The following is a 13,339-nucleotide window of genomic DNA, read 5'->3' on the forward strand; positions in this document are numbered from 1 at the left end:
TGGAAAGCCTCACATCGCGGTAAAACCGTTGTCGACGAACAGATGCGCGCCGTTGACGAAGCTGGCCTCGTCACTGGCGAGATACAGCGCTGCCTTCGCCACTTCTTCAGGCTCGCCGATGCGCCCCTGCTGCGCGGCGAGTGCCGCATCCGAAACGTCGACGCCAAGCTTGCCGAGGTCGGCGACCTCGCGCAGGCCGTGCGGCGTCCTGATAAAGCCGGGGCAGACGGCGTTGCAGCGGATGTTGCGGTCACGGAACTCGACGGCGATGGCGCGGGCGAACATGTGGCAGGCGCCCTTGGTGGTGTCGTAGAGCACCTCCATCGGTGTCGCCGCCACCGCCGAGATCGAGGAGGTGCAGACGATCGAGCCGCCGCCGGCCGCGATCATGCCGGGCAGCACGGCGCGGGTCATCAGGAACATGGAGCGGACATTGACGGCATGCAGCCAGTCCCATTCCTGCACGGTCGTCTCCAGGAACGGCTTAATCACGATGGTGCCGGCATGGTTGAACAGCACCGTGACCGGCCCGAGTTTCTCCGCCGCGCCCTTTACCGCCGCCTGAACCTGGGCTTCGTCGGATACGTCGGCGACAAAATGCTCGGCTATGTGTCCGCGCGCGCGGATCGCCGCCGCCGTTGCCGCGGCCGCCTCGCCATTGCGGTCGATGATCGCCACCTTGGCGCCTTCGGCCGCGAACAGCTCCGAGGCCGCTCCGCCCATTCCCGTCGCGCCGCCCGAGATGATGGCGACCTTGCCGGCCAGTCTTGTGCCCATGACTTTTTACTCCCGTCCCGTTTCAGTGACTTTTCGTCTTCGATCGCAATGCTATCCCTCGCGCTCGGGATGGCCAAGGGAGCCACCGGAGACAGCGAATTCCTCTTCCGGCGACAGCACCAGGCGATGGCGGCGGTAGAAGGCGAAGTAGGCGAGGCCGATCGCATACCACACCGCCGCCGCGATCGCCGCCCAGCCGTAGAGCGGATCGAAGAACTGGTAAGCCAGCGTCACGATGCAGATCAGGATCGTGGCGTAGGCGCCGAACTTGCCGAGCGGGCTGGCGAAGGGGCGGGCAATCGAGGCATAGAGCGTGCGCAGGCGCAGGTATGCGATGCTCTGCAGGATGTAGGACACCATCCCGGCGAAGACGATCATCGAGACCAGGAAGCCGCCCATGAAGGCGACATTGTTCTCGCCGCCGAGATACCAGACCACGAGCAGCATCAGCAGCGCCATGGCGGAGCCGGTGGCAAGCGCCCGGTTGGGTGTCTTGGTGCGGGCGCCAGTCACCGAAAGTGCCGTCGGCAGATAGCCGGCGCGCGACAGGGAGTAGATGTTGCGGCCGGAGGCAAAACTGCCGGCGAAAAAGCTCGCGGCAAGGCCGAGCACCGCGACCGAAGCCAAAAGCTTGGCCCAGCCGTCGCCGAATATGGTGCGGAAGCCGTCAAGCAGGGGTTCGCCGGAAGAGCCCATGGCGTGCGCGCCATGCGGGATCGAGGCGCTGAAGAACAGAACCCCGAGTGCCAGCGCGATCAGCGTCACGATCGACAGGATCAGCGCACGCGGCATGTCGCGGGTGGGGTTCTTGGCCTCCTCGGCCGTCAGCGGCAGCTGTTCGACGGCCAGGAACATGTAGACGCCGAAGGGCAGGGCCAGCATCACGCCGGTGAAGCCGAAGGGCAACCAGGGGCCGTTGCCGTCCGCCAGTGCCGCCGGACCGTCCGCCGCCGCGCCGATGTTCAGCGCGTATCTGAAGAAGTCGACATGCGGGATGGCGACGACGAAGAAGAACACGAGCACGGCGATCGCCGCGACGGTCACATAGATCACCACCTTCATCGACAGTTCGAGGCCGCGTAGCGACAGGCCGAGCATCACGACGTAGCCGGCCACCCACCACAACGGCAGCGCGCTTTGAGGCGTGCCGAAGATCGCGGCGAGATAGGAGCTCATGAAGAACATGTTGGCGGCCGGCGCCAGCACGAACTCGATGTTCTCGGCGAGGCCGGTTGTGAAGCCGCCCCAGGGGCCGAGCGCGGTGCGCGAGAAGGAATAGGCGCCGCCAGTATGCGGCAAGGCGGCGCTCATCTCGCCGATCGAGCAGCACAGGCAGATATACATGAAGCCGATGATCAACGCGGCCAGCAGCATGCCGCCGAAGCCTCCTTGCGCGAGGCCGATGTTCCAACCGGAATATTCGCCGGCCACCACGGCGCCGACGCCCATCATCCACAGCGAGAACAGGCCGGCGTGGCGCTGCAATTGGCGCTGTTCGAAATACTGCTTGTCGACGGTCTGGTAGGTAACGCCGGCCGTGCCGCGCTCCATTGCTTGCTCTGTCATCGCTGTTCCCCTTCGTTTCCAGCGAAGCGTGGCCGCTTCGCTCTCTTGCGATCGGGGCATAGTTCAAGAGCACGCCGCCAGCGTATATATCCCCAAGGAGATATGTTGCGCGCGAACCGCGACGCGCAGGATGTGCAGGCAAGGAAGCGAGGATGAGTTCACTGGAAATGGCGGCGCTGGCGGGCTGGCATGATGCCTTGCCGGAGCTGGTGTCGATGATCGGAAAACCGGGCTTTGCCGGAAGGCTCGATAGCGCCTTGCGCGAGGTAGCCCCCTTCGATCTCAGCTGTGCGTTCGCCTATCCCGGCCGCGACCGGCCGATGTTGCTGCACGATGGGCTGGGCGCGGTGTCCTCGACCCAGATCATGACCAATTACCTCAACGGAACCTATCTGCTCGATGCCGTCTATTCGGCCTGCCTGCGCCGCGCGCCGCAAGGGCTGCATCGCCTCGCCGACCTGGCGCCGGACGCTTTCTTCGAGGGCGAATATTACAATTCGCCCGATGTGCATCCCTGCATTTCGATGGAATCGGGTACGCTGGCGGAGGAGATCGTCTTCCTCGTTCCGGTCCAGGGCAGCTTCTATATCGCCTATTCGCTGCTGCGGGCAAATGGCAGCCCGGCTTTCCGCGAGAAGGACTTCGAGCGGCTGCAGCGGACGGCGCCGATGGCGACCAGCCTGGCGCAACGGCATTGGGAGCATCTGGCGCCGGCCGGTTCGGACAGCGAGCCGGCCCAGCAGCCCACCAGCCAGGATGTCGAACAGGCGTTCGAGACCTTCGCGCCGTCGCGGCTGACGCGGCGCGAGCAAGGCATCGTCAGCCTGATCCTGCGCGGCCATTCCTCGATGTCGATCGGCCGCATCCTGGAGATCGCCGAGGGCACGGTGAAGATCCATCGCAAGCACATCTATGCCAAACTCGACATTTCCAGCCAGACGGAACTGTTCAACCTGTTCATCAAGCATCTGCTGGCGGGCCGATGACCCGCCGATGGGCCTGAAGAACATCGCAAGCCGGTGATCCAGCTGGCTTTTTGCGTCGGACGAACAGACCCGGATAGGCTAAATCCCGGTTGAGAATACCGATTCTCCCGAGATTTTAAGAAATTTATTCCAGTAAATGGCGTAAAATAGCAATCGACAAAGTCTACAAGTTTTATAGATTAACGGGCGAGACGGAGGTCGATATGTCCTATATCCAGAACGCTCAGACTGACAGCAGCGGCCAGAGGCTGGCCAACGCCCAGACCTTTCGCCCGGCCTATGCCGGAGCTTTCGCCTATCTCGTCTTTGCCCTTGCGTTCGTGTTCACCGGGGCCGTCGTTCTGGGCCTTATTCCCTAAGGCGTCAGACCGGCAGGGGTTAGTTTCCCCACTGTCTTCAGGCAATCGGAGTTGAATGAACCGGATCCCGGTGCGTTTGCGCGCGACCGTGGTTCGCATTTCACAGCATCCATGATTCCAGCGATGGAGGAGATGACAATGCCGATCGAATTCACCCATGTCCCAGGCAAGTCCGCTGACGCCGCCGTTCCCTTCTTCTACGATTTCGCCGAGACCGCGACCAAGCTCGGGCTGATCGAGGATGGCGGCTTCCAGAAGATCGTCGTCGACGATCCGGCCGGACTGCTGACCAATATGGATCTTGGTGCCCAGGTGCTCAATCGCACCGCGTCGCTGGAAGTGGTGTTGACCCATTGGGCCGGCGTGATCGAACCGACCGTGGCGGCCCGCCAGCTGGCATCGATCGACAGGGAGAGCGGCGGACGGTTGGCGCTTCGGATGATCAGCGAGCCGTTGAACGACGACGACGCCGAGACGCGGCCGGTAGGACATGGCGTGATCTGGCAGCGCATCGACGAATATCTGGTGCTTTTGAAGCGGCTGTGGTCGAACGACCGGCCCTTCGACCATGAAGGCGCCTTCTACAGCATCAAGGGCGGCTATGTGCCGCGCAAGGGTCCGCATGGCGCCGACCTTGTCATCCGCATGGGCGGCCAATCGGGAACGGCCCTGAAGGTGGCCGGCCGGCATGCCGATGTCTTCGAACTGGCGCCGGGCTCGATTGATGAGGTCCGGCAACTGATGGAGCGGGTGCGCGGTGCCGCCGCCGAACACGGCCGGGCCGGCAAGCTGCGCTTCGCGCTTCCGGTCAGGATCCACCAAGGCGCTTCCATCGCCGGCTACAAGGCGGTCGACCTGTCCGGCCCGCCAGCCCAAGCCGCCCTGTCGTTGCTTGCCTATGCCGGGCTCGGGATCGACGAATTCATGATCATCGGCGTCGACACGCCGCGTGAGATCGCGACGGTTGGCAGGGAGACCATCGCCCTGCTGCGCAATTCCCTGGCGCGCCGCGAAGACCATGATGCTTTCCGGCCGGGGGCCTATGCGCCTCGCGCAGGGCTGGAGACGCGGGCTGCCGGCTGAAGCCGATCAATCATCTGTCGCGCCCCGCCTGTCGCCAAGCCGCGACAGGCCCTCGATGACGGCTGCTGAATCGGCCAACACCCCGAAGACGCCGTCCTCGACCGTCACCATGTGAAGCGCCGCCTCGTGGGCCTGCCTGTCGCCGCTGGCGCAGGCGTCCGAGATCGTCAGGCACTGAAAATTGCGGTCGCAGGCCTCGCGCAGCGTGGTGTGGACGCAGACATCGGTCGTGCATCCCGAAAACATGAGATGCGTGATGCCTTGCGCGCGCAGCACAAGCTCGAAGTCCGTATAGGTAAAGGCGCTGTTGCAGGTCTTGTCGACGATGATGTCATCAGGCGCGACATCGATTTCCGGAACGATCTGGAATCCCGGTCCCGAGCGCAGCAGGATTTCGGTTCCGTCAAGGCCGGAGCGCTTGCGGCGCCATTTTTCGTAGGGGGTCATGTCCGCCATGTCGGCGCGATAACCCTGCCTCGTGTGGATGACCCTCACGCCGGCTCCGCGCGCGGCTGATATCAGCCGGTTCACGGTGGGCAGGATCGACCGCAGCGGCGAGGGGTCATATCCCTGCCTGGCGAAATAGCCCGTCGTCGACAGGAAATCCTGCTGCAGGTCGATGACGACAAGCGCTGTGCTTTCGGCCACAAGCCTGCCGTCATAAGGGAAGTCGAATGGCGTTGCCTTGATCATTTATGGCTCCCGGTTTCGACCAACCATAATGGTTCAATGCGCCGATACCAGATGCTGGGCGTCATACAGGCCCCGGCAGACACCATCGGCATGGATCAGCTTCCGGTGCGAGCCCTGTTCGGCAATGCCGGCTTCCGAGACGACGACAATGCGGTCGGCGCCACGGGCCTGATTTGTTGATTGTTGCAGTCATCTTAAATGTTGACTATTAAGGTCATGTTTCATAGTCAACCCGACATTGGGCCGCCGAGGCCAGAAATTGGAAATGCGGGTGGCCGCACTGGAGACACCATGACCGTGGCTGGAGCCGAGACCGCCTTCCATATCGACGCGGTGCGGTTTGCCGTCGGCGAGCGGACGCTGCTTGGCCCTGTCTCGCTCGAACTGCGGCGCTCGCGCGTCTACGGGCTGATCGGCCACAATGGTTCGGGCAAGTCGACACTGATCAAGCTGCTGGCGCGCCAGCAGCCGGCAAGTTCCGGCGCCATCACCTTCGCCAGGCGGCCGTTGCCGAAATGGGGCGCTCGTGAGCTCGCCCGCGCGCTCGCCTATCTGTCGCAGACGATGCCGGCGGCAACGGGCCTCACGGTCCGCGAATTGGCGACGCTTGGGCGTTATCCTTGGCATAGCGCGCTTGGCCGCTTCAGCGGGCCGGACAGGCCGCATGTCGACGAGGCGCTTGTGCTGACCGACATGGACGGTTTCGCCAGACCGTCTGGTCGACGAATTGTCCGGCGGCGAGCGCCAGCGCGCGTGGCTTGCCGTGCCGGTGGCGCAGAACGCCGGCGTGATGCTGCTCGACGAGCCGATCTCCGCACTCGATATCGCCCACCAGGTCGAGGTGCTGGGGCTAGTCAAGGAACTCAGCCGCAAGCGCGACCTCTGCGTCGTCGTGGTGCTGCACGATCCCAACATGGCGGCGCGCTATCGCGACGAGCTGATCGCGCTGAAGGACGGCAAGCTGCTGACGCGCGGCACACCAGGCGAAATCATGCCGGGCGATGTGCTGAAAGGCATTTTCGGTGTGGACACGGGCGTGTTCGCGCACCCGGTCACCGGACAACCCGTCGGCTATGTGCCGTGACGAGATTTGATGCGGTGGCGCAATAGGAAGCGGCTGGTCGCCGCGAGAACAAGGAAGAAGCTGTTGTCTAGAACTCGTTTGTTGGCGGCGTTGGTCGCATCGGTGATCCTGGCAGGCGGCGGGGCCCTGGCCCAGGAGCAACCGGCCGGTACTGCTCCCGCAGCCGAGGCTCCTGACGCTCCCGCCGCACCGGCCACGATGGCACCCGCGCAGCAAGTTGGCCAGCCGGCCACGGCGATGCCTGCCGGAGCCGCGCCCTCGGGGGCGATGGAACTGAACCTGCCGCACGATTTGTCGCCATGGGGCATGTTCATGGCCGCCGACATCATCGTGAAGGTGGTGATGATCGGGCTGGCCTTCGCCTCGCTCGTCACCTGGACGATATGGCTGGCCAAGTCGCTGGAGATTTTCGGCGGCAAGCTTCGTATACGCCGGGCAGTCCGCGCGATCGGCGATGCCGCGACGCTGAAGCAGGCCAGCCGCGCGCTCGACCGCAGCGGCGGCCCCGGCGCGCTTCTGGTCAAGGCGGCGGAAGAGGAGACCGCGCTTTCGGCTGGCGCGCTCGACCATGTCGGCGGCGACGGACTGAAGGAACGCGTCACCTCGCGCCTGTCGCGCATCGAGGCGGCGGCGTCGCGGCGCATGTCGCGCGGCACCGGCGTGCTGGCGACGATCGGCTCCACCGCGCCGTTCGTCGGCCTGTTCGGCACCGTCTGGGGCATCATGAATGCCTTCATCGGCATCTCGCAGGCGCAGACCACCAATCTCGCCGTGGTCGCGCCGGGCATCGCCGAAGCGCTGCTGGCCACCGCGATGGGTCTCGTCGCGGCGATACCGGCAGTGGTGATCTACAACGTCTTCGCCCGCTCGATAGCCGGCTACCGGCAGATCCTCGCCGACGCCTCGGCGGGCGTCGAACGGCTGGTCAGCCGCGACCTGGATTTCCGCGCTGTCTCGCCGGCGACAGCCCTGGCGGCGGCGTAGCGGGGCGACGCCATGGGAAGCAGAATCCGACAGACAATGGATGACGATCTCGAGGAGAACCACGAGATCAACGTCACGCCCTTCATCGATGTCATCCTGGTGCTGCTGATCATCTTCATGGTCGCCGCGCCGCTAGCGACGGTAGACGTCAACGTCGACCTGCCAGGGTCGACGGCAACGCCCGCGCCCCGGCCCGAAACGCCGCTGTTCCTGACCTTGAAGGACGATCTTACGCTGGCGATCGGCAATGACACCGTGCCGCGCCCGGCCTTCGCGGCCACGCTGGCGAGCAGGACCAAGGGCGACAAGCAGACGCGCATCTTCCTGCGCGCCGACAAGGCGGTGGCCTATGGCGACCTGATGGAGGCCATGAACCTGTTGCGGGGCGCCGGCTATCTGAAGATCGCGCTGGTCGGCCTGGAGACGGCGCCCGTGGCCAACGCACCAGCAGCCGCGGGAGCCGCCGCGCCATGACACAGTCCGCCGCCCTGCCCACGCTACAGCTGTCGCGCTTCGGCTGGCGCGATCTTGGTCTTTGGACGGGGGCGGCGACGCTTATCCTTGGAGCCCATGTCGCGGTTGCCTATGCCGTGCAGACCTTCAGCATGGTCAATGAAGCGGATGGCGGTCCGCCACCGGCCCAGGTGATCGAAATGGCACCGATGACGGTGATGCCGGCCGTGGAGGAAGACGTCGCGGCGCTGGACGCAGTGATGCCTGACCAGAGCGAGCCAACGCCAACACCGACCACCGAGCCAACGTCCGAACAGGTCGAGAAGGCGGAGCCGGTTACCGAACGGCCGGAAGCGATCGCGCCCGAAGAGACCGAACCCACCCAGACCGAGAAGACGGACCAGGTCGATCAGCCGCCGCTGAACGAGGTGATTCCGGACATTGTCGAGGCTGTCGCCCCGGATGTGGTCATTCCGTTGCCGCAGGCAAAGCCGGTCGAGACGCCGAAGCAAAAGAAACCGGTCGAGGCTAAAGCCAAAAAGCCTGTCGACAAGCCCAAACCGAAGAAGGAAAAGACGGCACCGCCCAAGACGGTGACCGCCGCCAGCGCAGATGCCAAGCCAGCGGCCAAGACAGCGGCGCCTAAGTCGGCGGAAGCGACGGGGCGAACCGGCGACTCCAGCAAATGGGATTCAAAACTGCGCTCATGGATCAATCGGCACACGCGCTATCCCAGTGCGGCGAGAGCCCGACGCGCCGAAGGCAGTGCCTACGTCACGTTCACGGTCGACTCATCCGGCCGGGTTCTGTCCGCCAGGCTGACCCGTTCCTCAGGCAATGCCGACCTGGATCGGGCGGCCCTGTCCGTGCTCCAGGGTGCCACCGTGCCGGCACTTCCGCCGGAGCTTGGCGGGCGCCAAAGCCGCACGGCGCCGTTCGTCTTCAACCTGCGCAATTAGCGAGTCCTGGGGCGAAACGGTGGTGCCATGGACCCTCGCGCGGACAGCGGCCGATCAGCAACTCATCGACTGGCAGAGCGCCTCGACCTGCTCCAGGTAGAAACGGCATTTCGTGCGCAGGACCCGGAGGTTCGGATCGTCGGCGCCGTTGATCTCGATGGTTTGCATCATGAAATCGAAATGGATGTGAAAGGCGTCCGCCGCGCCCCAGAGGCTGTCGGCCTGCCAGGTGTCGGTCATCGCCGTTGCGACCAGTTGCCGGGCCTCGACGCGCGCGGCATCCGGTGATGCCGGTCGACTGGCGATCAGGACATGGAGCCGGCCGAAGACGCTTTCCCCGACGTCGGCGCTCCTGATGGGTGCGATCATGTTCATTGGCGGATCCCCCTCGATTCTCTAGGCATGATGTCCATTCTGCGGGCTGCGGGCGATCAAGGCGGGGATAGCGGCGGTATCGGACGGCCGACCCCTGATGATGTTGGCAAGCTCCGCGTCGGCCTGCTTGAACCAGTAGACCATGTCGGGACGCTCAAGGTCGCCGGCTGCCTTTTTCAGGAGCGGCAGCAGGGTTTGCAGCGCAAACACTGTCTCCCACCGGTTCGGCTGAGAGCCTGCCGGCGCGCACAGGGCTGACGGTTGCATCCGCTACGCTCTCCGTGGCTGAGCGTGTTCCTTTACATTCGGCCTGGGATGCATCGGGTTGCCGCTGAGCTGCGCATGCCTTGCCGGCCGCGCGCCGCGCAGGACGTCGAAGGCTTCGGCATAGGCCATGCCCAGCAGATAGGAGATCATGGGAAAACGGCTTGCTTCGGCCATCTGCACCAGCTCATTGGTCATCGACGCGATATATTGAAGACTATCGATCTCTGACTGCCTTAGTGAATGATTTGCCACGTGCTGCTCCTGTTATCGGATGGAACTCGGGGAACGCGTACTGGCTACACAGAATAGAGTAAGTCGGCTAATTAATAGACTGGCCCGCCGAATGCGGGCTTGGTTCCGGGGTCGAGAGGGTCAACGCGTAAACGGGTGCGTCCGTGAGGCGGTCTAGGCCAAGGAGGCGCTTGATCGCCGAATGGCTGAGCGCTGCCGTGGGACAGGCCGACAAGCCATGTCTGGTCGCCGCCAACATCATGTTCTGGCCGATATGGCCGGCCTCGATCAGCACGACACGATAGGCGTTGGCATCCTCATATTTCCACATGGTGCGGTCGAGCCTGGCACAAAGCAGGATCAGGCATGGCATGGTATCGGCCCATTCCTGCCCGCCGACCAGTTCGGAGATCTTCGGCAGATGGTTGGCAGGAATCCTGCCGAGGTCGTGATCGGCGGCTGAATAATGATAGACGCCGGGGTCCAGACCCTCGACACCAAGCGCGACCACATAGGCCTCGTAAGGATTCCGCGCGCCACCCGAAGGGGTCATGCCCAGCGGCAGGGCGCCAACACAGTTGCTGGTCTCGCCGGTAATGCCCATACCCGCGAACAGGCAATCGGAGAGCTGTTTCGCGGTGATGGTGGGCGCGGCCGCGGTGCGGTTGGTGCGGCGCCGCGCCATCAGGCTCAGCAGTTCGTTGTCGTCGAGTGCGTTCGGCAGCCGGATGGCGCCGGCGGCATTCTTGAGCATGAGGTCGGGCTGCGCGACGTGCCCGGCGCGTTCGATCTGGCGGGCCTCGGCCTGTTCGATGGTCATGAACTCCGAGTCCTGGACGCAGAAATGCATCAGCGCCGTCGGAATGCCCCAGCTCCACTGCCCGGAGAACTGCGTTTCCTGTTCGGCTAGCGGCGAGCCGGCGGTGACCAGGGCGGAAAAATCAAGCAATTGCGGCACGACGGCATTGAGATCGGATTTCGACCATCCGTGGGCGCGTGCGATCTCCGCCGTGGAGGCCCATTCGTCCCAGGACGCAAGAAGACCGATCACCTCGGGGCTGCAGTCGAAGACGCTTCTGGTCAGGAAATTACAGGCCGTGACCTTGTTGGTTCCGGGATAGAAGACAAGCGTTTTTGAAGAGCGCATTTTCATGATGCTGAATGCCGTTTTGTGAATTTGAGGCGCCGACGGGCGAACATCCCGTCGGCGCCGAACGACTTCAGCGCTTGTTGTAGTGCATGCCCTGCGAAAAGAAGACGGTCTGCGTGCCCGCGGCAACCGTCAGCTTCGGGGCATTGTTCACTTTCTTGGCCATTTTCGTCCCTTTCCCGACCCCCCAATGGGATCTGTTGAAGGATCCCCACCGTGGGATCCGCGAGAAGAAAGGTAAGTTCGAAAGAGTTAATGATTTGTTAAAACCGTAGTAAAGGGCACGCGATCTAAAATATCTTTCTTCGCGACAAAGTTTAAAAAATCGATTTTTCTCGGATAGTGAGTAGGTATACGCTAGCATACGCTCTTTCGAGGTATTCTTATTCTCATTTAGCGTAAATTGGATGCGCGAGATCAGCCCTGCCCGTCCCGAGCGAGGCTGACGACCAACGGATCGATGCCCGGATCGTCAAGCTTGACGACATGCGCCATGCGGATCGCATGCCGTGGCCGGATGCCGGACATGTCCTGCCGCATGATGACGGATACGAATGCCGGCCCGGCCTCGGTCAGGAGCATGGCCTTGCCGATCAGAACCGGTTCGGAGATCGGCGCCCATTGCACGGAGATCAGCGACGGCTCGCCGGTCTGGCGACGGTTGACGCCGCTGAAATAAATCCAGTTCAGGCGAGAGATCGCCACGCCATAATGATTGCCGCGCGCCCGAGCCCATGTCGAGCCACGGCGCTCCGACCACCCGGTGACTCTGCGGAATGTGACCAGTTCGACGTCGCGACGCACGAAGGTTACCGACCGCATCAAGAGGTCGGAACGGGTCGGGATCGAAAAATAGGTGAAATAGGTGCCTCCCGCGATCGATGGAGCGGGCGGGCGGATCATCTGCTTGAACAGGCTTTCCGAAATCGGCGGCAGGCCTGGGGCCATTGGCTCGGGAAGACCCGGGTCCCGGTACAGTTCGGCTTCATCGATGCGGAAGTAGTCGCAGATCAGTTTGGCAGTGGCCTTGTTCGGAACGGTCTGCCCCTGCAGGTAACGTTCGAACTGCGTGCGGTTGATACCCAACTCGCGGCACACCGCGCTGACGGAGGCATGGTTTTCGCAGAGCCGTCTGAGATTTGCAGCGAGATTCTCGCGAATGGACACGTCTTTGCTTTCGCAGGCGAATTCTTCATTCCGACTCGGAATCCATATAGCGCCTTCGGTCGCCCCCCGCCGAAACGCCCTGCCGCAACTCACAGAAAAAACTGATTTGAGAACGGCAGTCTAATGAGGCGGCTTTCAAAAAAAATAGCGCAATCCCGACAACGGCCATCGCCATAAGTCCAATTGACAATCTCTCTTGCCTCGGACTTCGCCAAATCGCCTATGGCTTTTTTTGGGGGGCTTTGGCGCGCCGAACGCCGCGTCGCCATGCATCGCATGTGCCTGCGCCCCGGCGGCGCGCCAAAAAAGGGAGAAGCGATTATTCCGATGGTGGAGCTGAGGAGGATCGAACTCCTGACCTCGTCATTGCGAACGACGCGCTCTCCCAGCTGAGCTACAGCCCCGTCCAACGGATGGCGCATTTATCGGGCGCGGCGGATTTCTGTCAAGGCGGCGTTTTGCCGAAATGCTCGTCGGCCGGCGCGGCGGCTGCCGGCCCTTGCCGGTTTCGCGTGCAATGGCTACATGTCGGCAACAATCGGAGACAGGCATGCTCGCCCTCATTCAAACCATCGTCATGGCGCTCGACCTCTACTGGTGGATCATCATCGCCTCGGCGATCTTTTCCTGGCTCTACGCCTTCAACGTCGTCAATTCACGCAACCAGTTCGTCGGCAGCATCGGCAACATGCTCTATCGGCTGACCGAGCCGGCACTGCGGCCCATCCGCCGCTTCATGCCTGACCTTGGCGGCATCGACATCTCGCCGATCATCCTGCTTTTGATCCTGTTTTTCGTCAGGCAGTTCATTCTCACCACGGTAGCCCCGCTGGTGCTGTGATCCCGACAATTGCATGAGCGCGCCGCTGCGCATCCGCGAGAACGGCATCGATCTGTTCGTGCGGCTGACACCAAAATCTTCCGTGGACAGGTTGGAAGGCTTCGAAACATCGGCGGACGGGCGAAGCCATTTGAAGGCGCGGGTCCGCGCGGTGCCGGAAAACGGCGCGGCCAATCACGCGCTGGAGAAGCTGGTCGCCAAGACGCTGGGAGTGCCGGCATCGGCCGTGTCGGTCGTCGCCGGCGGCACGGCACGGCTCAAGACGCTTCGCATAGCGGGCGATCCAGGGGCGCTGGCGCAGCGTGTCGAGGCGCTGGGCTGATCCGCAATCAGTGCTGTGGCAACTCCGGACTGACTGTCGGCG

General features: G+C 63.3%; 17 protein-coding genes, 1 tRNA gene and 1 pseudogene. 10 read left to right on the top strand and 9 right to left on the bottom strand.

Annotated elements, in window-relative coordinates; genetic code table 11:
• Nucleotides 1-9 precede the first annotated feature (9 nt).
• Both EB230_RS06030 and EB230_RS06035 read right to left on the bottom strand, forming a co-directional pair.
• Entirely contained in the window at nt 10-777 is a 768-nt protein-coding gene (locus tag EB230_RS06030; RefSeq protein WP_172371828.1) for an SDR family oxidoreductase, read from the bottom strand.
• Between the two features lie 51 nt (nt 778-828).
• Entirely contained in the window at nt 829-2,328 is a 1,500-nt protein-coding gene (locus EB230_RS06035; protein ID WP_172375011.1) for an amino acid permease, read from the bottom strand.
• A gap of 167 nt (nt 2,329-2,495) precedes the next feature.
• On the opposite strand from EB230_RS06035, the gene EB230_RS06040 reads away from it, so the two are divergent.
• The 3 genes from EB230_RS06040 (at nt 2,496) to EB230_RS06050 (ending at nt 4,771) form a co-directional block, all read left to right on the top strand.
• Entirely contained in the window at nt 2,496-3,329 is an 834-nt protein-coding gene (locus tag EB230_RS06040) for a helix-turn-helix transcriptional regulator (RefSeq protein ID WP_172371829.1), read from the top strand.
• A gap of 203 nt (nt 3,330-3,532) precedes the next feature.
• A complete protein-coding gene (locus EB230_RS06045) occupies nt 3,533-3,688 on the top strand; it encodes a hypothetical protein (protein ID WP_010912229.1) in 156 nt (51 codons plus the stop codon).
• 138 nt (nt 3,689-3,826) lie between these two features.
• Nucleotides 3,827-4,771, top strand: a complete 945-nt coding sequence (locus EB230_RS06050) for an LLM class flavin-dependent oxidoreductase (RefSeq protein WP_056576420.1) — start codon at nt 3,827-3,829, stop codon at nt 4,769-4,771.
• 6 nt (nt 4,772-4,777) lie between these two features.
• On the opposite strand, the gene EB230_RS06055 is transcribed toward EB230_RS06050, so the two are convergent.
• Nucleotides 4,778-5,464 carry an isochorismatase family cysteine hydrolase gene (locus EB230_RS06055; RefSeq protein WP_056574917.1) on the bottom strand — a complete coding sequence of 229 codons (687 nt, stop codon included), beginning with the start codon at nt 5,462-5,464 and terminating at the stop codon, nt 4,778-4,780.
• Nucleotides 5,465-5,500: 36 nt separating this feature from the next.
• Between EB230_RS06055 and EB230_RS06060 the strand changes: the two genes are divergently transcribed.
• From EB230_RS06060 to EB230_RS06080, 5 genes and pseudogenes are all read left to right on the top strand, one after another.
• A complete protein-coding gene (locus EB230_RS06060) occupies nt 5,501-5,644 on the top strand; it encodes a hypothetical protein (protein WP_155772500.1) in 144 nt (47 codons plus the stop codon).
• Nucleotides 5,645-5,755: 111 nt separating this feature from the next.
• A pseudogene (locus tag EB230_RS06065) lies at nt 5,756-6,548 on the top strand (ATP-binding cassette domain-containing protein).
• A gap of 63 nt (nt 6,549-6,611) precedes the next feature.
• Entirely contained in the window at nt 6,612-7,532 is a 921-nt protein-coding gene (gene exbB / locus EB230_RS06070; protein ID WP_056576423.1) for a tonB-system energizer ExbB, read from the top strand.
• Nucleotides 7,533-7,544: 12 nt separating this feature from the next.
• Complete coding sequence (gene exbD, locus EB230_RS06075) at nt 7,545-8,006, top strand: TonB system transport protein ExbD (RefSeq protein WP_056574920.1); 462 nt, start codon at nt 7,545-7,547, stop codon at nt 8,004-8,006.
• Nucleotides 8,003-8,944, top strand: a complete 942-nt coding sequence (locus EB230_RS06080) for an energy transducer TonB (protein WP_056574923.1) — start codon at nt 8,003-8,005, stop codon at nt 8,942-8,944. Before exbD ends, EB230_RS06080 begins: the two co-directional genes overlap by 4 nt.
• Before the next feature lie 54 nt (nt 8,945-8,998).
• Here the strand turns inward: EB230_RS06080 and EB230_RS06085 are convergent, their stop codons facing one another.
• The 6 genes from EB230_RS06085 to EB230_RS06110 form a co-directional block, all read right to left on the bottom strand.
• A complete protein-coding gene (locus tag EB230_RS06085; protein ID WP_056574926.1) occupies nt 8,999-9,319 on the bottom strand; it encodes a hypothetical protein in 321 nt (106 codons plus the stop codon).
• 21 nt (nt 9,320-9,340) lie between these two features.
• Nucleotides 9,341-9,529 (bottom strand): hypothetical protein, encoded by a 189-nt coding sequence (locus EB230_RS06090; RefSeq protein ID WP_172371830.1) that lies wholly within the window; start codon nt 9,527-9,529, stop codon nt 9,341-9,343.
• Between the two features lie 60 nt (nt 9,530-9,589).
• On the bottom strand, nt 9,590-9,838 hold the full coding sequence (locus tag EB230_RS06095; RefSeq protein ID WP_056574932.1) for a hypothetical protein: 249 nt from the start codon (nt 9,836-9,838) through the stop codon (nt 9,590-9,592).
• A 67-nt stretch (nt 9,839-9,905) separates the two neighbouring features.
• Nucleotides 9,906-10,964, bottom strand: a complete 1,059-nt coding sequence (locus EB230_RS06100; RefSeq protein ID WP_244494120.1) for a SagB/ThcOx family dehydrogenase — start codon at nt 10,962-10,964, stop codon at nt 9,906-9,908.
• Between the two features lie 420 nt (nt 10,965-11,384).
• Complete coding sequence (locus EB230_RS06105) at nt 11,385-12,134, bottom strand: helix-turn-helix transcriptional regulator (protein WP_056574938.1); 750 nt, start codon at nt 12,132-12,134, stop codon at nt 11,385-11,387.
• Between the two features lie 328 nt (nt 12,135-12,462).
• A tRNA-Ala gene (locus EB230_RS06110) sits at nt 12,463-12,538 on the bottom strand.
• A 146-nt stretch (nt 12,539-12,684) separates the two neighbouring features.
• On the opposite strand from EB230_RS06110, the gene EB230_RS06115 reads away from it, so the two are divergent.
• Both EB230_RS06115 and EB230_RS06120 read left to right on the top strand, forming a co-directional pair.
• Nucleotides 12,685-12,975, top strand: a complete 291-nt coding sequence (locus tag EB230_RS06115; RefSeq protein ID WP_027047523.1) for a YggT family protein — start codon at nt 12,685-12,687, stop codon at nt 12,973-12,975.
• Nucleotides 12,976-12,988: 13 nt separating this feature from the next.
• Nucleotides 12,989-13,297, top strand: a complete 309-nt coding sequence (locus EB230_RS06120) for a DUF167 domain-containing protein (protein WP_056574941.1) — start codon at nt 12,989-12,991, stop codon at nt 13,295-13,297.
• Nucleotides 13,298-13,339 lie beyond the last annotated feature (42 nt).

The organism is Mesorhizobium sp. NZP2234 (assembly GCF_013170765.1).
In the GTDB taxonomy this organism is placed as follows: domain Bacteria; phylum Pseudomonadota; class Alphaproteobacteria; order Rhizobiales; family Rhizobiaceae; genus Mesorhizobium; species Mesorhizobium loti_D.

Coding starts and splice junctions, on each gene's coding strand:
- EB230_RS06030 (WP_172371828.1), bottom strand. CDS start 777: ATGGGCACAAGACTGGCCGGCAAGGTCGCCATCATCTCGGGCGGCGCG.
- EB230_RS06050 (WP_056576420.1), top strand. CDS start 3,827: ATGCCGATCGAATTCACCCATGTCCCAGGCAAGTCCGCTGACGCCGCC.
- exbD (WP_056574920.1), top strand. CDS start 7,545: ATGGGAAGCAGAATCCGACAGACAATGGATGACGATCTCGAGGAGAAC.
- EB230_RS06045 (WP_010912229.1), top strand. CDS start 3,533: ATGTCCTATATCCAGAACGCTCAGACTGACAGCAGCGGCCAGAGGCTG.
- EB230_RS06120 (WP_056574941.1), top strand. CDS start 12,989: ATGAGCGCGCCGCTGCGCATCCGCGAGAACGGCATCGATCTGTTCGTG.
- EB230_RS06115 (WP_027047523.1), top strand. CDS start 12,685: ATGCTCGCCCTCATTCAAACCATCGTCATGGCGCTCGACCTCTACTGG.
- EB230_RS06040 (WP_172371829.1), top strand. CDS start 2,496: ATGAGTTCACTGGAAATGGCGGCGCTGGCGGGCTGGCATGATGCCTTG.
- EB230_RS06100 (WP_244494120.1), bottom strand. CDS start 10,964: ATGCGCTCTTCAAAAACGCTTGTCTTCTATCCCGGAACCAACAAGGTC.
- EB230_RS06085 (WP_056574926.1), bottom strand. CDS start 9,319: ATGAACATGATCGCACCCATCAGGAGCGCCGACGTCGGGGAAAGCGTC.
- EB230_RS06035 (WP_172375011.1), bottom strand. CDS start 2,328: ATGGAGCGCGGCACGGCCGGCGTTACCTACCAGACCGTCGACAAGCAG.
- EB230_RS06055 (WP_056574917.1), bottom strand. CDS start 5,464: ATGATCAAGGCAACGCCATTCGACTTCCCTTATGACGGCAGGCTTGTG.
- EB230_RS06080 (WP_056574923.1), top strand. CDS start 8,003: ATGACACAGTCCGCCGCCCTGCCCACGCTACAGCTGTCGCGCTTCGGC.
- EB230_RS06060 (WP_155772500.1), top strand. CDS start 5,501: ATGCGCCGATACCAGATGCTGGGCGTCATACAGGCCCCGGCAGACACC.